The organism is Nocardia africana NBRC 100379, from assembly GCF_001612635.1.
In the GTDB taxonomy this organism is placed as follows: Bacteria; Actinomycetota; Actinomycetes; order Mycobacteriales; family Mycobacteriaceae; genus Nocardia; species Nocardia africana.
In genome coordinates this window covers 22643-39206 of the sequence record NZ_BDAV01000006.1, presented here as the reverse complement: position 1 = coordinate 39206, position 16564 = coordinate 22643, and the positions used below count along the sequence as shown (strand labels likewise).

Genomic DNA, 16564 nt, shown 5'->3' with positions numbered 1-16564 from the left:
CATGCCTCTGGAACCGATCACCCGCCGAGACCGTCCTATAGTTTGTACGCGTTGATCATGAGGTCCGGACAGGGGGAGCTACATGGCAGATCGGGTGAACGCAGATCCCGCTGCGATGCATGCGACTGCGGACTGGCTGCAGGGCACTGCCGACGAGCTCGCCGATGTAGTGGACACGCATATGCGTGCGGTGTGGGCATTTCTCGGTGGCGACTGGCAAGGTACGGCGGCGGGTTCGCATGAAGGGCCCTGGTCGGAATGGGAAGAGGGCGCACGCAGAATAATCGGTTCATTCTTCGCTGACGTGGGAGCTTTGCGCAGCGCGGCGGGCGTGCTCGCCACCTCGGACTCCGGCTCGGCGGAATCGATCGGCCGCGCGGGTGCCACGGATAGCCCGGGACCGCAGTAATGCCGGCCAGCTACCGGGTGGATCTCGATGGTATGCAACGGCTGATCGACGCCACCGCGAAGCTCGAGGCCGCGCTCGAAACGAAGGCCGAAGAGATCGCCCGGCGCATCGACGAGTTGCACGTCGATTGGACTGGTGATGCGGCGAAGGCGCATAGGGAGGCGCACGACGCACGGATTGCGGCGGCCGCCGAAATGCAAGGCGCACTTAAGGCGCTACGACAGAAGCTGGCTGCCGCTCGAACGGCCTATCACGGTGTCGGACCTGCCAATACCGGAATGTGGCCGCAATGAGCCCGCCGACGGTACCGATCATTGTTTGCCGTGGCGATGAATATCACTCGGCTGCTGAAGTTTTCGGTCAGATGGCTAATGACACTCAGACCACTCACGGTGGTTTGATGACTGTTCTGTCCACGTATGCGGGTATGGCTGGTGACGACAGTGTCGGAGGGCAGTGGGCGGCGTCGTACGATCAGGCTGCGCAGCTCGCGGTCTCGACGTCGTCCAAGTTGGCGACAGCTTGCGGGCAGACCCGGGATCTGATCGCGATAGGTGCCTACAACCATGAGGTGGCCGAAGTCACTGCGGATCACCGCGACCTGCCTCCACCGACGCAGCCACAGCTATTTCCCGACCCGTGTCTCGCCGAAACGGTGCCGTCTGCGGCGGGTGGCGGCATCCCGGAGCCCTTCGGCTGGTCATTCATCAAAGATCTCGTCGGTTGGACATGGCCGAACGGGCATCAGGACCAGCTGAACTCAGCGCAGACGGCCTGGCATACAGCAGCGGCTGATTTCCGCACGATCGCCGGCGAGGAACAGCAAGCCGTCGACCTCCTCAACAATCAGCAGTCGCCCGAGATCGAAATATCCGTTCAAACGTGCAGCGATCGAAAGGACGATTTCAACGCTCTTGCCGATGCATGCCAGACGATTGGCGATGCGTGCGGAAACTATGCTCACTACCTCGACGAGGCACACCACAAGATCCTCGATGAACTCAAAGAATTCGCGATAGAAACTGCCGCATGGGAGGTAGGCTTCGCAATTCTTGCTCCGATTACCGGATCGTTGTCCGAGTGGGTCGGAAACTCGGCTCTCGCCGGGCGGGTCGCAATGAAGGCTCGCCGTGTCGCCACGATCATCGCTGATCTTGCCGGGAAGGTAGCAAAGATTGTCACCGATGCAGTTGCCCCGCTGATCGAGCGGATGAAGCCGCTGCTCGAACGCATTCGGAAATGGGTCGAGTCCGCCAAGGCGAAGCTGCCTCGACCGGGTGGCAAACCGCCTGTGCCGCGGACAGGTCCCGCAACGACGGCGGCGGAGCGGGACGAGATGATTCGGCAACTGGAGCAAGAGGGGGTCAAGTTCGACCCTGACAAGATCGTGCAGATCGGACGTGATGCGGACGGAAAAGTGATCTTCCTGGAAGAAGGAAACAAGAGGGCAGGACTCCAACACATCCTCTCCCATTCCGGAGACTTCGCGAACAAGGGTGTGCCCGAGGGAGACATTCCTGAGTTGGTGATGCGGGCGGTCACGGAGGGGGAGAAAGTTGGCGTCTCGGGCCGTGACCGCCCCATTTACCAGATCATGCACAACGGCACTATGCTGAAAATCGCTGTTACCGTTGGGAGTAACGGGTTCATCGTGGGCGCCAACCCCGTTTCGTAAGGAGCGCAATGCAGCAGCTGAGGCTTCGTCCTGAGATTCAGTGCTATCCGACCTGGGTCTACCGGAACGGGATGTATGACAACGTATCTCCGGAGTCCTTGGGGATCTCAGTCGATCTTGCGCATGCTCTGAACGAGTGGGCGGATCGGTGGGACGCCACCTACGACCTGGCGAATGATCCTGGAAACCCGCAATTCGAGTCGCCCTCCGAGGAGCGCCTTTTCTGGGAGGACGGCGAGCGGCTCGCGGAGCGTTTGCGGGCGGCGTTGGGATCGGAGTGGGCGGTCGACTTCAATCCCGAGAGTTGATCGGACTAAGGAACGACAGTGAGCGAGAGAACTTAGGTTCGGAACCAAGTCGAGGAGTACGCCGTAACGCTGATCGGCGGGGTGACATGACAGATTTCAAGTCGTGGGAACAACAACTGCAGCAGAGCCTCGAGCAGGTTCGTCGAAACGGTCAGCAGTTGGCAGAGGCTGCGGCCGCCATCCGGGGTCGTGGTGAAACTCAGGGCGTCTTGGTCGAATTGGATGCACAGGGCGACATCACCTCGTTACAGATCGCGCCCGGTGCGATGCGCTGGAGTAGTGCACAGCTGACCAGCGCTCTGCTCGACTGCTACCGCAAGGCGCGTGCCGAGGTCAAGGCGAAGGTTGACCGGCTCATCGCCGCCGCCGATCCGCGTATCAAGAAGCAGGTCGAGCAGGTTCATCCTGCCGCAGTCGGGCCTGGCGCCCAGCGATCGTCCATGACCGATGAAGACATCGCTGCGGCCGACGATGCGTACTTCGAACGGCGAAACCGTTACGGCGGTTGGACCGGCGGATAGCGCAACCTCAGGAGCAGGCCAGCGCGAGCGCTGTTCGCGCGAATGCCGTTCGACTTCGGTCAGAGAGATTCGAATAGGTGCTCGCTGTTGTCGATGTCGATCAGAACCGCATGGACCACGTGCAACTGGTGGTCGTCCGCGGGATCATCGGGACGATGCACGGTCGCTGTCGCTATATGGCGACATCGCCAAGTGTCGCCGTATGACGACAATGGGATCGGTCCGGTCTACCGCTCGCACGCGATCCCGTCGCTGTCCCGGTCCCGCCCCGGCCGGTACCAGGCTCGCCGCCGTAGTGGTTGCCGCACTGGCCGCGTTGGCTGCCGGCAGGCGACGCCTGAATCCCCCGACTTCAGACTTCTTGGTTGCGTCGGCAGACAACGGCGTCTGTTCTCATCGAGTCATTTTCGCTTGCTGGATCTCGGCGAGGACATTGATCCGACGCTGCAGGTACCGTGTCTGCGACGCGAACCATGCGGGCGCCCAGAACCACATCACGAAGGGCGACACACGCACATTGGATCCCGCCTGCGTGTGAGCGTCGTTGAGTAGCTTCGCCATCCGATGAAGCCCGATCAGGTTATAGATCGGGATCAGCTGCGCCCACCACCGCGCCCATGCCGCATGTGGCCTGTCGGTGAATGCCGTCAGCTCCGATCCGATGCGGTGGTACCAGATGAAGTAGTAGACGCCCAGGGTGACCACGCAAAGCCACCACAACGTCCACGCGCCTTGACGACGGATCGGTGGCGGCGACTCGGGGCGTATCGGAAGGGCTGACACTGGCCGAGGGAAGTCGTTGTCGGCGAGATTTGGCTGTTGGCGGCGCATAGGTTCCGTCATGAGTTGCTCCTTATCCTGCGCATCTGCTGACAGATCGCGGAGGAGTGTGACGAGCGTTACACCATGTATTTGCTGGCGCCGGACTGGGGCGGGGTGCAGATCCCGCGCAAGATCGAGAATGCGAGTCGGCGTGCATGCCGGTGGGTGTGGAGTATCGCCCTGACCTCGGCTTTTCGCTCGAGTGGTACCGGTCGATTTCGGCCAGGGACGGGTATTTGAAGAGGCGTTCGCCGTCGTCGATGTCGACCAATACCCAGCGGTTGCTCTGGTTGGGTTCGGCGATGAGTTGGTAGCCGCCGCGGCGGGCGCGGGCTATCAGCGTGAGGTCAGGCTTCGCGTGTGCGCCGATGTGTTGTTCCCGTTCTTGCAGATCTGCCATCGGACGGGCACTCCTCCTCACCGAGTGGAACCGGATTCGGGGCTGCTACCTCAGGCGCCACTCTTTCGAAGTATCGATAACAGTCAAGAGGCCGCCTGTCCCGCGCTTTCCGTGCTGCGCGAGGACGTGAAAGTTGCGGTGATGCGACCACTTCTGGAAGTCGCCGACAACGACGAGCCGCCGACGGGCGCGGGTGACAGCCACATTCAACAGGTTGGGCGTCTTCGCGGCCCACGTGCGCGATCCGTCCTGATCGGCCGCGGTGCCCAGCACCAAGATCACGATGTCGGCCTCTTTCCCCTGGGTGGTGTGGACCGTGCCGACACGGTCCGCTCCCTTGGGAAACCTTTTGGCCACCGACTTCTGTAGCGTTTGCGCAATGTCGCGGAACGGGCTGACGATGAATACGGCCGAAGCGAGGCGCCGGGCCAACTCATCGGCGCGCTCCGTATCGTCGACCGCCCAGTCGGGCAGTTTCAGGCCCGCGTCGGCGAGTTCGTGGTCCATTTGACGGGAGATCCGCTCGACAATTCTGTTCAGCGTGGCGTCGACGTATCGACCTTCCAACGGATTCCATTTACTGCCGCTCGGTCGAGCGCCGACGTCGAGCCACGTATTCTGCGTGAGCAATTCGAACGGCTTGCGTTCGGTGACGCCGTAAACCATCAGACCGTCGTACGCGATCTCGTTGCTGACCTCGAACATGAGCCGATCGCAGCGCCGGTGTACCCGAAGCGGTGACCCGACCCAGGTATACCCGGCATCGCCGGTGTTGGGAATCCAGGTGCCGAATCGATTGATTCGGTCCGCGAGTGACTGGACCGACGTGTTCTGCGGTGTCCATTGCGGGTCGACTCCGAAGTGTCGACACAGGCGCTTCTGCCCCGACCAGGGCAGATTCACGACCGGTTCCAGTTGGAGCGGATCTCCGACCATCACCGCGCGTTGTGATCGCCAGAGCGCACCGACCGCTGCCTGCGGCGCGGCTTGACCTGCCTCGTCGATGAAAAGCCAGCCCAACGACTCGCGTCCGAGGGAGGTGAACATGCGCGACATCGAGGCAAAGGTTGTCGAAATCACCGGCACCACGAAGAAGATCATCTGCCACGCGGCGAGCTTGATCGCGGGTCGCATATCGGATGGTGCGGCACCGCTGACAACATCCATCGCTGCCAGGAGATTGCGCCGTGCGAGGGCCGGCTGAGTGGTGAGCGCTGCGCGATGCAAGTCCAACGCAGCGAGGAAGGCTCGTGACCGCGCGTCGGCGAATTCGGCATCCATCCACGGCGAGGACGTTTCCCGATACTCCATCGCGCCGCGATCGTCCGGATCGGCTGTCCATTCCGCTCCCGGCACAGAGCGGGGCCACCGGCGCCGCGCCTCATCCAGAAGGTCGGCGTCTCGACGGAGCCGTGCTTCTCGATCGGACACCGCTCTGTCCGCCGAGCGAGCGTTCTCGGTTGAGCGCTCGATGTTTCGGTCGCATTGCGAAAGTTGTTGGCAGTATTGACGTTCCGTCTGAATCTTAGTGCTGAGGGTTCGCCTTCGTGCGGTCAACGCGGCCTCGGCAGCATCGAAGTGCGCCTCGGCGCTCGACAGTGCGGCGTCGGCGATCGCCAGTGCTTCTTTGAATGGACTCGCTTCCTTGTTCCACTCGTCCAAAGCATTGCGTGACCAGAATCGTCGGAGCCTGCCCGGCTTTCCCGCGAGATGTGTATTCAACTGCGCACTGGCGAATTGAACCTTTGTGTTGGCGCACGCCACACCGTTGGCCGCGGCATCCCGCGCTTCGAGCGCATTGCTGAGCTCCGCTTCGGCTCGTCTACGTTCTGCCTGGGTGTTGTCGGCGAGCCGTTGCAGTTCGTCGCGATACTGGCGAAGACGGGCGACGTAATCATGTTGTCCCTGTGCGTCATTGCGCAGTGCGATGAGTCGAGGATCCGACTCGGACTCGCGAATGAGGATGTCGGCGATGCGTTGACGTTGCTGCGCAAGCTGTTTCACGCTCTCGATCGCGGCATTGAACCGGTCGACGGCCTCGTTCCATGTCGGCAGATTCGAGTCTGACTCCACTGAGACGGAGTGCTCGAGATCCATCAGGATCTGATGCAGCCCGACCATCTCGGAGGGTTCCTCCCGGTTCTTACTCCGCTTGTCCGTCCCCCACCAGAACCGATCTACGAAATCTTGCCGAAAACTTCGCCGGCCCAATCGGGCGGCGACTGCGCCCCAGCAGGAGGTTCCCGTCAGGATTGTGGCGGGGCCGGCCCAGTAGTCGGCGTCCGGGAACGTCTCCAGATCAATAGTTTTCGACGCTGGTACCTCTAGTGTGATGTTCTCTACGGCGCCGTTGTTGGAAGACGCGACCACAATCTCGAAGCCGGTCAGATCGGCACGCAGCGGATGCAGCTTCCGATGGTACTTCTTGACGGTTTCCTCGGTCGTCCATGCCAGGGGCGTCTTCTGGAACACTTCGGATGCGGACTTCAACCGTGCCAACCTGGTCGCTCGCGCCACCACGATCGCGGCGATCAGATCCCGGAGCATTGTCGTCTTACCTGTTCCGGGCGGCCCGTTGACCGCGTACAAGCCACGAGCGGCTGGATCTGCAAGGCTGTTGAAGATCTCGTTTATGGCGAATTGCTGGCTCAATGCCAGTGGCTCGGTCGGCGGGGAAGGCCAGCGCCCGAGGGGCATGGCGTCCGGCGCCAGCGTACGCAACACCGTTGCCGGCGATCTCCGCAGATCGACACGTTGTGCCATATCGATCGATTCGTCGTCGCGGAGATAATCGGTGAGTGCTTTTCCGGCGTCTCCGGCGGCCAGTGAGACTGCGACCAGTTCGAGGTCCGGGGCGTAGAAGCTGTTCAGGAACTCATCACCCGCCGCATCATCCGCTGTGCGCAATGGGATCTGACGGCTCTTGACACGAATGTTCCTCGGCTCCAGCGCTTCCGCCAGCCCCAGCGTCTCTGCAACCCATCGGGTGATCGCGGCAAGGTCGTCGACGGTGAGCACCTTGGTGCCGAGCCCGGTCGGGGCGGAGCTGTCATCACCCTCGGGGCTTTCAGGTTCCGTGTCTTTCCCGTTCCTGCTCAGCTTCGGTTTGACGGTCGCGTTGATGGTGTCGTTCGCGTCCTTGGCGAGCGAATCGCCGATCTTCTCGATCACCTTCGCGGCGATCGGGCCGACCGTCGGTGCGGCGATTGTGCCGACCACGGACGGTAGCGCCGAGATTCCTCCGGTTGCGACATCGAGCGCAACCCGTGCTGCTGTGCCGGCGACCAAACCGAGTCCGCGGCCCGCGGCTTCCGACGTAGAACTGACCGGAATGCGGCCGTCACCGATTTCGAAGAGATAGCCCAGCAGCTTCTCCTGGTCGTCGTCGAAGCCGTCGAGCCACGCATCGTCATCGGGGCCAGGGGTGAGAGTTCGGCTCACCGCCCACGCACACGAGGACAACGTGATGCTCTCTTTGATCAGATGGCCTGCTTCGTCGACTCCGAAACTCAGCAGCGCACTCGTACCTTTGACCCGGCCATCGAGATCGTGCTCGGATTCGGGCGCGCGCAGCGCTTCCTGGAGCACCTCGCGCACCTTGCGCGTTTCGAAGATTCCGGCGTACACGGTGTGTCGCCAAATTCGTTCCTTGCGCGGGGTCGCCAGCACCCCCGCCTCCCACGGAAGCGGGCGTCCCTTGCTGACTGCTCGAACGTCGTTGTTGGGGTCGACCGCTTCGACTTTGGGTGGGCTGAAGTACTCCACGGCGCGCCAGTACCGCACGATCTGTGCTCGGCTCTCGGCATCACTACGATTGTGCACGCTAACCCCCGCTGGCTCGAAACCTGTTGTTGCACTGTAGAAAAAGGTACCTCATCGCAGATAGGTGCTCGCGGTGATCGCGCAAACCATGGTTCCTCGACACGGGCGGGCGGACTGTGGGAAGGATGTGCCGGCCCGAGATCAGCCCGTGTAGCAAGTCCCTGCGTGCCCGTCCCGCCGCCGCATGTGCTGTCGCGGTGTGAGAACCGTTGTGCACCTTCGTTTCACATGCTGGTAGTAGCACGCGGCCGTGGGATCGGGGGCCTTGTCGCTCGGCTATTCTCACGACGTGCACCTGGTGGTCGTCCTCGGGATCATAGAGTCGATGCACAGTCGCTGTCGTCATATGGCGACAGCGCCAGGTGTCGCCAATGACGACAATTGGATCGGTCCGGCCTACCGCTCGCACGCGCCCCCGTCGCCGTCCCGGTCCACCCCCGGCTGGCACCCCGGCTCGACGCGTGTAGCGGTGCTGCACCGGCCGCGTTGGTTGCCGGCAGGTGACGCTGAATCCCTCGACTTCAGACTTCTTGGTTGCGTCGGCAGACAACGGCGTCTGTCCTGGCTCGCGACCGAATGCCGCCCCGACCCGGGCGGTTCGATTGTGGAGCAGATCCGCACCGAGTGGAACCGGATTCGGCTGGTTGTAAACGATTCGCCGGCTACACTGTGCGTATTATGTCCCCGGGTTCTGCTCGTTCGGATATTTCTCGGGAAAACGCAAACGAGTACTGGCCGGAAGGGGAGCGGTGAATCTCAATACCCTCCAGAACGCCCTGAACGGTTGACTCATCTCCTTTGAGTAGCTCGACCTGATCTCCGACCCAGAATATGTCGCCAGTTCTGCCGACAATAATCGGATTCGGGCGAAAGCTCACCCGAAAGATGTCATCGATCCGGAATTCGCTCAACCGAATTCCCTTCACGTCGAGTCCCGCACGGCGACCGTCGGTACCTCTCAGTCACCACTGAACCACAGGTAACCCTGCTGCCGGATCGCCGATTCCGATGCTCGCCGCAGGACGGAGAAAAGTTCTCGCTCCGCGTCGCTCTGCGGATTCGCGGAATCCAGCTCCTCCAGGAAGAATTTCAGCTGGTATGAATTGAACATGGTGTCGGCGTATTTATGAATTCCGCGCATCATCGGACCCGTGGGTGAATCCAAGACTATATCCGAGAGCGTGTCGGCGGCGGCGCCGGAGAATGACTCTGTCTCGTTGTGGTTCATGTTCTGCACGCTTATCGTTATTCCCAACGCATCCTCCTTATTCGGGGAACATGTTTATGACGGTACCCCACCTGTCCGTGATCACCTTGTACTTGTTCGTCGGTTGGCCGCCGTTGTTCTGCGACCTGTTTCCGATCGGGTGACCGGCATCCACCTCACGTTCGTAGTTGCCGTAATCGTTCGGTCCGCGAGCTGTGACGTTCACCGCGGCCTCGGCCAGTGCATCGAGGTCGGTACCTTCGGGGAAGGTGCTCTTGTCGGGCGTGACGTTGTCGCCGCCCCGAACATGCTTTCCCTTGATGTACTCCTCGGATTCATCGGTGAGGCCGCCGAGTGGAATGCCCGGAGCCTGCGGCAGATCTTCGTATTTGGTCGCCACGGTCATCGCGCCGTCCGCGGCGACGATGACCTTCATGGCGATGATGGTGGCGAGGTTGGTGGCGGCCTTGTCCAGGTCGATCGTGGGTAGGGCGTGAAAGGCGTCGATGGTGCCGGTTGCCCCGGCGGCGAGGGCCGCCAGGCCGATCACGGTCTTCATCCGGCTGGCTTGGTAGGCGGCCTGAATGGCCTCCATGGTGGTGACGACGTCGGCGTCGATGGCCGCAGTCGCGGCGACCGCGGAGGTACCAGCGCTGAACAGAGCCAGCAGACCACCAGCGATCGCAGTGATCGCGATGGTCAGTTCGAGGGTGTTGATCTTGCTACTGGTGTCGCTGGCGAGCGCCACCGTGGCGTCACGATAGTCCGCGACGGGAGCAGCCATCTGCTGGGCGGAGGTGGCGACGGTGTCGGCGCTGGTTTTCAAGGTGGCGAAATGGTCCTGCAGCAGACCGCGGTTGGTGGCGTCGTCCATCCCGTCGAACATCGCCGAGATTCCTGAGATACCGGCGGCGGCGCCGGTGACGGTGGGGTGTTTGGCGAAGGTGTCCCAGACGGTGTGGGCCTTGTCGAGCTTGTTTCTATCGCCGTTGGGGAGCTTCCCGAAGGTGTTGAGCACCTTGGCCAGCAGCTTGTCGAAAAATTCCTTGACCGCACCGTGATCGTCGAGCCCAGGGCCATTGGGAGCTACGGAAGACGGGAGGGAGACCTTGTATTCGCCGACCTGAGTGACGTCAGGTTGTGGCGGGGAGGGATTGGATTTGTTGGCGACCCCGTAGTTGTGGCCCATGGCGTACAAGACCGCACCATAGTTGGTCAGCGCATTGGCCAGGCTCGCGCTGGCCTGCAGGGTTTGTCTGGCGGCGGTGTCGTAGGCCTTGCCCCAATCCGCACAGCCGGGGGCGTCGCCGGACATCCCTAGGCAGTCGCCCTTGATCGCGTCGTGGACAGGTTTGTCGGCCTTACGCAGTTCGTCGGCCAGGTCTCGGCATTTCTTGGCGGCTTCGTAGTAGACCTGCCAGTCGACGATCACGGTTGCCCGCTCCGTAGCATCCGCCCGTTGAGTTCCACTGCCGTGCTGTACGCGGTGTGGGCTTGTCTGGCAGCGTCGCTCATGTCCTTGACGCCTTCGACGAGTTCTTTTGCGCCACTGATCCATTCGCGGTGAGCATCGTCATAGGCGCGGGCGGCCACACCCTCCCAGCCGGTGCTTTGGAGGGCTGCGACACGGTGTTCGATATCGGCGAGATGGTCAGCGATGAAGCCAGCCAGACCGGACAGCCGGGACACGATCTGGTCGAGGTGTTCGAGGTCGACCGAGAACTGTGAAGCCATCGGGCTATGTCCAGTTCAACTTCGGGATATCCAGCACCGCAGCATTGTTCGCGTCCACCGACTGGAAAGTTTCGGCTGTGACTCCGAGCTTTTCCGCCATGGTGGTCAGTGCCGCGAAGATCTGCCGTCCGCCGTCGTGGACCTCGGTCCACCCCTCGGAGAATTCGTCGGCGTAGTCGCCGGTCCAGCTGCCGTTGAGCAGTTCGGCGACTTCCCCGGCCGCGGAACTCAGAGCTCCGGATAAGGTGTCCGCCAAGCCGTAGATGTAGATCCCGACATCACGCACCTGTTCCGGGATAACCGAAAAACCCTGGCCAGGACCTGGAATGTTCCCCCCACTATCAGTCACACTGCGATGCTAGGCGATCAGCGGTCCGTCCGTCCATCATGATCGCGTGTGCCGAACGACGCGTGAACAAGCAGCTGATCGGTCGCGCGGTGATCGGTTTCGACTGGCCACCAAGGTGCTTCGCGACGGTCGAGAGTTCCCGGTCGTGTGGTCCCGGTTTCTCCCCGGAGGGTCAAGTCCGCATGCGTGGTGTATCGGGGTGATTGCCCCGTCGTCATGGAGCGCTATTCGCTCAAGTACCGTTCGACTTCGGCCAGGGAAGCGGATTCGAACAGGCGCTCGCCGTCGTCGATGTCGACCAGAACCCATCGGTTGATCTGTTTGGGTTCGACGATGAGTTGATAGCCGCCGCGGCGGGCGCGTGCCATCAGGAAACGCAGGCGCGCGGTGTCCGGGTTGATGTGGTGGTCGATCATCGCGGCTGTCGGCTATCGGTGTGGGGGCGCCAGTCGCGCAGGGCGTCGGCGACTCGTCTCAATGCCGTGAGGTCCGGGGTGGATAGCTGAGGCAATCGGTCACGGGCGCATGGGATTTGGGTGCGGCCGGGTTCTCGCCGTGGCAGTTCGTCGAGCATGTACTCCTCCGTGGTTTCGGTCAGTAGCCCATGTGCGGTCGGTCGGCCGGGACCATGCGCTGTGCGGTGACGAGGTGGGCTTTGGCTTGCCGCTTGATCGGGCAGACGTCGATGGGGCAGTCGATGTGTCGCTGCATCACCGCATGGGCGAGCGCGGTGGTCATGGCGGGACGCGGTGGTGATCGGTGACGGGTAGCCCGAATGGTTCCGGTACGGCCAACGGACCGGTGTGGAAGTCGGGCGTTCGTGTCGGCTTGTCCGAGTTCGTCACAGCGCTTGGCCCTTCACATTTCGGGATCGAGCGGTGGTCACTGCGCGGCCTCGATGTACTGTGCTGCGAGCCGGAACCGGAGGCAGCCGTGCTTGGCGTGATCGGCCAGCACATGGATGGCGTGTGCTCGCCCGCGAATGGGTTCGGTGCTCTTGCAACGCGCCGGAGAATCGAGGTGACGGAGGCCGGCGGCGACGCGCTCGAGGAGGTCGCGGTTGCGGGTGTGCCACAGGCGCAGGGTGGCCGCCATCGACCGGATGTGCGTGCGCCCGGGAAGTTTCGGGAGGTCATGACGCATGCACTCCTCGACCGGGTGGCCGCCGGTCGGGGTCGGCTCCGCGTCGATCGGTTCACGGGCACTCGTGGCAGGTGTGGGCATTGCGGTCGGCTCCGGAATCTGTCGGGGCGAAAGTCGAGCGTGCGCCTGTGCGGTGTGCGGTAATTGGTTGCTTCCAGCTTTGCCGTGTCGCCGCGTCGGAACGACGCACCGGACCCGTACTGAGCCCGTACCCTGGCGGTACTACAGCGGAGGGGAGAACCCCGAGAGATGACGATCGTCACGTGGACCGGTCTCGAGGTCACCGCACTGCGTACGGCGTTGCGGGACACGCAGGTTCAGTTCGCCGACCGGATCGGGTGTTCGCTGGAGGCGGTCGGCAAATGGGAACGCAGGGGTGCCGACATCACCTTGGGCGCGAAGTACGCCGAGTGCATGGACACCGCATACATACGACTCGATGATGAGCAGAAGGCGCGCTTCGATCAGCTGGTAATCCGGAGAAAGTCCGCGTGGAGGACACGGCACTCCGGAGCTGACGGTGGTCCTCCAGGTGACACATCTGCTCCGCCGGTTACATCGGACTTCCGCTCCCAAAGCGGAGGCGGGGTCACCGTCGCCGACGCCGTTCCGGATGGTCGCGTCGGCGTGGAACTAGGAATTGACTTGCACGATGGAGGTGATCCCACGAACCGTCGAGAAGCGCTGCGCGTGCTCGGCATTTCCGCAATGTCCGGTGGCGTCGGCGTCGCTGGCATGGTGAACAATGCCGCGCGGGAGTCCGCCGAGATGATGAGCACAATAGAGCGCCCGCCCGTCGATCCGGATTTGCTTCACGATGCGGCCGCAGACCTGTATCGGCTGGCATCGGAGTATGCGGTCGATCCGGATGTCTCGCGGACCTTCGTTCGGCTCACTGTTCTGCGTGATCAGATCGCAGCAGCGATCCACCGGACGGGCCGCGTCGCAGATCTTCGTGATCTCTACGTCCTGTTTTCGGCTACCTGCGTATTGCTGGCATCAGTTTCCCACGATCTCGCTGAGCCGCAGGCAGCGATGACACAGACGAGGGCCGCGACCTGGTTCGCCGAACTGGCCGGCCACCGCTCACTTCTGTCCTGGGTGTACTGCACTCGGGCGATGATTGCCTCTTGGTGGGGTCGACCCGCGCAGGTCTTGCGCGAGACCGACAGGGCTGGCGCCAAGTACGGTGTCGCGGGCCTGCGGTCGGACGGCCTCGAAGCGCGCGCTCATGCGCAGTGCGGCAATCGCGAATCGGCGTTGGCGGCGCTGCATGCGGCTCGAAGTCAACGGGAACGCTTGTCCGGCGTGGGTGAGTTGGCCGATCTCGGTCCGATCTTTACTTTCTCGTCGGCGCGCCAGCACTACTACGACGCAACGACTTTCGCGAGCCTACGCGATTGGACGAATACCGCGCGGGAGGCGGAGGCTGTGATCGGCTGCTATGGGCCGAGCTTCGATTCGTCCTGGCCGGTCACGCTCACGCTGGCACAGACGAATCTGGCCCGGGCGCGGCTACACCTCGAAGGTCCGCGCGCAGCTTTCGATACTTTGCTGCCCGCGCTGAAAGTCCCAGTGGTTCAGAGTCTGCCGCAGTTTCACGTCGCACTCCGAGCGATACAGCGCGATCTGGCGGCTCACCCAACGGCGGGCAGTGCCGATAGCCGAATGATGCAGGATGCGATCCGATCGTTCGCGGTGGATACGACAATGGCGAAGGTGGAGGATGACAGGCTCGCTTGATATGGCACACCGGTTACTTGCGCCGCGCATCGCCTACCTGGTTGGCACGAAGGACCAGAACAGCATTGCCAACCTAATCCCCGTGTCCAACCTGACATCGGTGTCCACAAAGCCGCAGCAGGTGGGGATAGCCGTGCTCAAACAGTGGCGGACGTCCGAGAACTTGATGGTGGCAGACGGATTCACGGTGACGGTGCCGACCATTGAACAACTGGAGTCGGTGTGGAAATTGGGTGCGCGTTATTCGAAGTTTCCGGTGGTGGATCCGGTCGAGAAGTTGGCATCGTGCGGCCTAGAGTTGGACTACAACGCCTCGCCTTACGGACCGATCGTGCCCTCCGGGATCGGTTCGCTGAGTTGCCGAGTGGTGGCGCGAATCGATCTGAACGGTGACCACGGCATCACGGTCGGTGAGGTGGAGCAGGTGTGGTTCAACTCGGAGTACCTCACGACGGAGGGCAAACCTGCGACCGCGACGCAGCCGCTGATGCAGCAGACCGGGAATCTTTTTACGACTTCGTCGAAGGCAGTGATCGCAGCGGAATACTATTGACCGCCTTATCTGCCTGCTATCGCAGGACTGCGCCACGTCATCACCGATAGTCCACAATCTGTCTGAGCTGGATGGTATATCCTCGCAGACGACCGCTTCCGTCAGGATCAAAACCTTCCTAGTAATGGCATCGTCACATCATCGACGTGGTGCGGGAGTCCCGGCAACAGGGGAAGTCGAGGATGGCGTATCAGTGGCCGACGAAACCGGTACGGCCGGCGTCTCATCTTTTGGCTTTTGAGGGACTGCCTTTACAGTAGGTGACGGGGTTTCGCTGGCGACTGCGACTATAGCGCTGGTTTGCAGCACCATGGCCACCGCTAGGAATGGGATCGATCCAACCACGTAGAACCAACTGAGCCGCCGGGTGGAGTCCATTGTGGACTCCTCTCCGAGCGCCTTCAGCGGGAGTTTCAGGAACAACCCGAGACGAAATGTGCGATTAGCGAAGGCCCCTGGGTAAACGCTGCTGCTGTCGGACTTGATTTTTTCCGTAAGCTGAGCTTTGGGTAGAAAATCTGCGATCGCATGCTCAAGCTCAAGCCCCTGGGACACAGATGACTTCAGGAAAACGTGATACCAGTAGCGATCGACGAAATAGAATGCATACCATAGTAGCAGTCCAACGGCTGCAATGAGTGCGCCGAGGCTGATTATACCGATGCGCGTACTATCTTTCGCAGCGATGCCAGCTGCGCCAAGCGTGAACGTCGCCACGGTGAGGGCGAGACCGCGGATGCGCCACTGTATGTCGTTGAAGTGTTGCTGTACGTCAACAGACTTCTTCCATATGTCGATATAAAAGCCGACTTGTTCTGCGAGTTTGAGTCTCTCGGGTGGCTGAGCGTCGGAATCAGGGGAGGAGGCAGTGGCTGAAGAATCATCGGGCACACCTAAACGATAGCGCGAGTCAAGCCTCGAAGGCTTGCAGCACCTCGTTGAAGCTGTGAGCGCACACAAGTGAAGGGCGGACCGATCCTCGTCGAGCTGAAAGCTGTCGCTCGCGTTCCACATCCTCGTCTTTCCAATGGGTGACGCGGCGGAGCAAGTCGTACTCTGGCCGATTCTGCGCTTCGCCGTACTTGGCATGGACATCCAGCACCCCGTCGACTGCCTGGGCCATTGCGATATCCTTCATAAGGCTATCGCCGATGTACACGGCTTCGTGCGGCGATGCGCCTTGGTCATCGAGAATGGACCGAAGGATAGCCGGGCTCGGCTTGGTTGCGCCCTTCGGGGTATGCCGGTGAGTGGTCTTCTTGAGGTCGTAACTGTCCTTGTCGATATATCCCGTCCGGAGATCGGTGATGCTCATCCCCTCGGGAAGATCGTGATCCTCGGCGGAATACAGAGTATCGATAATGCCGTCAAGCCCGGTGTGCTTAATACGCCAGGCAGTCCAGAACGCTTGGGACTCGGTGTATCCGGCAATAGTGATACCGTGCGATCGAAGATTGATCAACGTGTCCAGGACACGCGGGTACAGTCTGGTCTCGATTTTTCGCCGAGATCGGAAGCTGTGGAGTGCTTCTTTATACTGCCTGTGGGGAGCTGTAGGTGCCGCGGCAGCTACCAAGGAAGGAATCTCGTCGAGTAGGTTTGAGTATTCGCTTGTACCTCGGCGCTGATGTACCGTGCGGATCTCACTTTCAAGCTTGTCTTCCGACAGGCCACTCTTTCTTGACACCTCGGTAATTAACACAGAGTAGGCCTCGTACCAGGCATGAAACCAGTCCCAGAGTGTGTTGTCCAGGTCCGTGATCAGGAGACGACGATTAGGTGTGGCCATGGAGAGGGAGCATACGGTTTGCCACTGACACGTTGACAAAAGCGCAGGTGGTCCGTGCCGATCATCTGGGTTGTTGTGAGAGAGTGTAG

The 16564-nt window shown here is 61.6% G+C and carries 19 protein-coding genes; 7 read left to right on the top strand and 12 right to left on the bottom strand.

The window, feature by feature from the left end; translation table 11 throughout:
* The first annotated feature begins 82 nt into the window (after positions 1 to 82).
* The 5 genes from NA3_RS08255 to NA3_RS08235 all read left to right on the top strand — a co-directional run bounded on the left by NA3_RS08255 (position 83) and on the right by NA3_RS08235 (position 2913).
* A complete protein-coding gene (locus tag NA3_RS08255) occupies positions 83 to 409 on the top strand; it encodes a WXG100 family type VII secretion target (protein WP_062962997.1) in 327 nt (108 codons plus the stop codon).
* A complete protein-coding gene (locus tag NA3_RS08250) occupies positions 409 to 702 on the top strand; it encodes a WXG100 family type VII secretion target (RefSeq protein WP_062962996.1) in 294 nt (97 codons plus the stop codon). The genes NA3_RS08255 and NA3_RS08250 overlap by 1 nt, the downstream gene beginning before the upstream one ends.
* Positions 699 to 2084, top strand: coding sequence for a WXG100-like domain-containing protein (locus tag NA3_RS38125; protein WP_218021788.1), 1386 nt, complete (start codon positions 699 to 701; stop codon positions 2082 to 2084). Before NA3_RS08250 ends, NA3_RS38125 begins: the two co-directional genes overlap by 4 nt.
* Positions 2085 to 2092: 8 nt before the next feature.
* The gene (locus NA3_RS08240) at positions 2093 to 2392 is read left to right on the top strand and encodes an immunity protein CdiI family protein (protein ID WP_062962994.1); all 300 of its coding nucleotides are present in this window, start codon (positions 2093 to 2095) and stop codon (positions 2390 to 2392) included.
* Positions 2393 to 2478: 86 nt separating this feature from the next.
* Complete coding sequence (locus NA3_RS08235) at positions 2479 to 2913, top strand: YbaB/EbfC family nucleoid-associated protein (protein WP_062962993.1); 435 nt, start codon at positions 2479 to 2481, stop codon at positions 2911 to 2913.
* Positions 2914 to 3140: 227 nt separating this feature from the next.
* On the opposite strand, the gene NA3_RS39245 is transcribed toward NA3_RS08235, so the two are convergent.
* The 10 genes from NA3_RS39245 to NA3_RS08195 form a co-directional block, all read right to left on the bottom strand.
* Positions 3141 to 3221 (bottom strand): excalibur calcium-binding domain-containing protein, encoded by an 81-nt coding sequence (locus NA3_RS39245; RefSeq protein ID WP_369689783.1) that lies wholly within the window; start codon positions 3219 to 3221, stop codon positions 3141 to 3143.
* Positions 3222 to 3306: 85 nt separating this feature from the next.
* A complete protein-coding gene (locus NA3_RS08230) occupies positions 3307 to 3756 on the bottom strand; it encodes a DUF4234 domain-containing protein (RefSeq protein ID WP_128145157.1) in 450 nt (149 codons plus the stop codon).
* A 424-nt stretch (positions 3757 to 4180) separates the two neighbouring features.
* Positions 4181 to 7900 (bottom strand): DEAD/DEAH box helicase, encoded by a 3720-nt coding sequence (locus NA3_RS08225; RefSeq protein WP_157126539.1) that lies wholly within the window; start codon positions 7898 to 7900, stop codon positions 4181 to 4183.
* Positions 7901 to 8915: 1015 nt separating this feature from the next.
* Positions 8916 to 9212 carry a hypothetical protein gene (locus NA3_RS08220; protein ID WP_063917375.1) on the bottom strand — a complete coding sequence of 99 codons (297 nt, stop codon included), beginning with the start codon at positions 9210 to 9212 and terminating at the stop codon, positions 8916 to 8918.
* 10 nt (positions 9213 to 9222) lie between these two features.
* A complete protein-coding gene (locus NA3_RS08215; RefSeq protein ID WP_062962989.1) occupies positions 9223 to 10596 on the bottom strand; it encodes a hypothetical protein in 1374 nt (457 codons plus the stop codon).
* Positions 10593 to 10898, bottom strand: coding sequence for a WXG100 family type VII secretion target (locus tag NA3_RS08210; RefSeq protein WP_062962988.1), 306 nt, complete (start codon positions 10896 to 10898; stop codon positions 10593 to 10595). Before NA3_RS08210 ends, NA3_RS08215 begins: the two co-directional genes overlap by 4 nt.
* A 4-nt stretch (positions 10899 to 10902) precedes the next feature.
* Positions 10903 to 11247 (bottom strand): type VII secretion target, encoded by a 345-nt coding sequence (locus NA3_RS08205; RefSeq protein WP_227995312.1) that lies wholly within the window; start codon positions 11245 to 11247, stop codon positions 10903 to 10905.
* A 224-nt stretch (positions 11248 to 11471) separates the two neighbouring features.
* Complete coding sequence (locus NA3_RS08200; protein ID WP_062962987.1) at positions 11472 to 11663, bottom strand: hypothetical protein; 192 nt, start codon at positions 11661 to 11663, stop codon at positions 11472 to 11474.
* Positions 11664 to 11841: 178 nt separating this feature from the next.
* A complete protein-coding gene (locus NA3_RS37590) occupies positions 11842 to 11985 on the bottom strand; it encodes a hypothetical protein (protein WP_167354972.1) in 144 nt (47 codons plus the stop codon).
* A 144-nt stretch (positions 11986 to 12129) separates the two neighbouring features.
* Complete coding sequence (locus tag NA3_RS08195; RefSeq protein WP_128145160.1) at positions 12130 to 12390, bottom strand: hypothetical protein; 261 nt, start codon at positions 12388 to 12390, stop codon at positions 12130 to 12132.
* A 249-nt stretch (positions 12391 to 12639) separates the two neighbouring features.
* Between NA3_RS08195 and NA3_RS08190 the strand changes: the two genes are divergently transcribed.
* Together NA3_RS08190 and NA3_RS08185 are read left to right on the top strand one after the other, a co-directional pair.
* Positions 12640 to 14133 (top strand): helix-turn-helix domain-containing protein, encoded by a 1494-nt coding sequence (locus tag NA3_RS08190; protein ID WP_084491391.1) that lies wholly within the window; start codon positions 12640 to 12642, stop codon positions 14131 to 14133.
* On the top strand, positions 14117 to 14686 hold the full coding sequence (locus NA3_RS08185; protein WP_167354971.1) for a flavin reductase family protein: 570 nt from the start codon (positions 14117 to 14119) through the stop codon (positions 14684 to 14686). Before NA3_RS08190 ends, NA3_RS08185 begins: the two co-directional genes overlap by 17 nt.
* Before the next feature lie 138 nt (positions 14687 to 14824).
* On the opposite strand, the gene NA3_RS36735 is transcribed toward NA3_RS08185, so the two are convergent.
* Positions 14825 to 15577, bottom strand: a complete 753-nt coding sequence (locus tag NA3_RS36735; RefSeq protein ID WP_157126538.1) for a hypothetical protein — start codon at positions 15575 to 15577, stop codon at positions 14825 to 14827.
* Positions 15578 to 15596: 19 nt separating this feature from the next.
* Positions 15597 to 16475 carry an HAD family hydrolase gene (locus tag NA3_RS08180; protein ID WP_062962983.1) on the bottom strand — a complete coding sequence of 293 codons (879 nt, stop codon included), beginning with the start codon at positions 16473 to 16475 and terminating at the stop codon, positions 15597 to 15599.
* Positions 16476 to 16564 lie beyond the last annotated feature (89 nt).

What these genes read in the sequence shown, in the direction of transcription:
- NA3_RS08255 (WP_062962997.1), top strand. Translation starts at nt 83, where the DNA reads ATGGCAGATCGGGTGAACGCAGATCCCGCTGCGATGCATGCGACTGCG.
- NA3_RS08250 (WP_062962996.1), top strand. Translation starts at nt 409, where the DNA reads ATGCCGGCCAGCTACCGGGTGGATCTCGATGGTATGCAACGGCTGATC.
- NA3_RS38125 (WP_218021788.1), top strand. Translation starts at nt 699, where the DNA reads ATGAGCCCGCCGACGGTACCGATCATTGTTTGCCGTGGCGATGAATAT.
- NA3_RS08240 (WP_062962994.1), top strand. Translation starts at nt 2,093, where the DNA reads ATGCAGCAGCTGAGGCTTCGTCCTGAGATTCAGTGCTATCCGACCTGG.
- NA3_RS08235 (WP_062962993.1), top strand. Translation starts at nt 2,479, where the DNA reads ATGACAGATTTCAAGTCGTGGGAACAACAACTGCAGCAGAGCCTCGAG.
- NA3_RS08230 (WP_128145157.1), bottom strand. Translation starts at nt 3,756, where the DNA reads ATGACGGAACCTATGCGCCGCCAACAGCCAAATCTCGCCGACAACGAC.
- NA3_RS08210 (WP_062962988.1), bottom strand. Translation starts at nt 10,898, where the DNA reads ATGGCTTCACAGTTCTCGGTCGACCTCGAACACCTCGACCAGATCGTG.
- NA3_RS08200 (WP_062962987.1), bottom strand. Translation starts at nt 11,663, where the DNA reads ATGATCGACCACCACATCAACCCGGACACCGCGCGCCTGCGTTTCCTG.
- NA3_RS37590 (WP_167354972.1), bottom strand. Translation starts at nt 11,985, where the DNA reads ATGACCACCGCGCTCGCCCATGCGGTGATGCAGCGACACATCGACTGC.
- NA3_RS08195 (WP_128145160.1), bottom strand. Translation starts at nt 12,390, where the DNA reads ATGCGTCATGACCTCCCGAAACTTCCCGGGCGCACGCACATCCGGTCG.
- NA3_RS08190 (WP_084491391.1), top strand. Translation starts at nt 12,640, where the DNA reads ATGACGATCGTCACGTGGACCGGTCTCGAGGTCACCGCACTGCGTACG.
- NA3_RS08185 (WP_167354971.1), top strand. Translation starts at nt 14,117, where the DNA reads ATGACAGGCTCGCTTGATATGGCACACCGGTTACTTGCGCCGCGCATC.
- NA3_RS08180 (WP_062962983.1), bottom strand. Translation starts at nt 16,475, where the DNA reads ATGGCCACACCTAATCGTCGTCTCCTGATCACGGACCTGGACAACACA.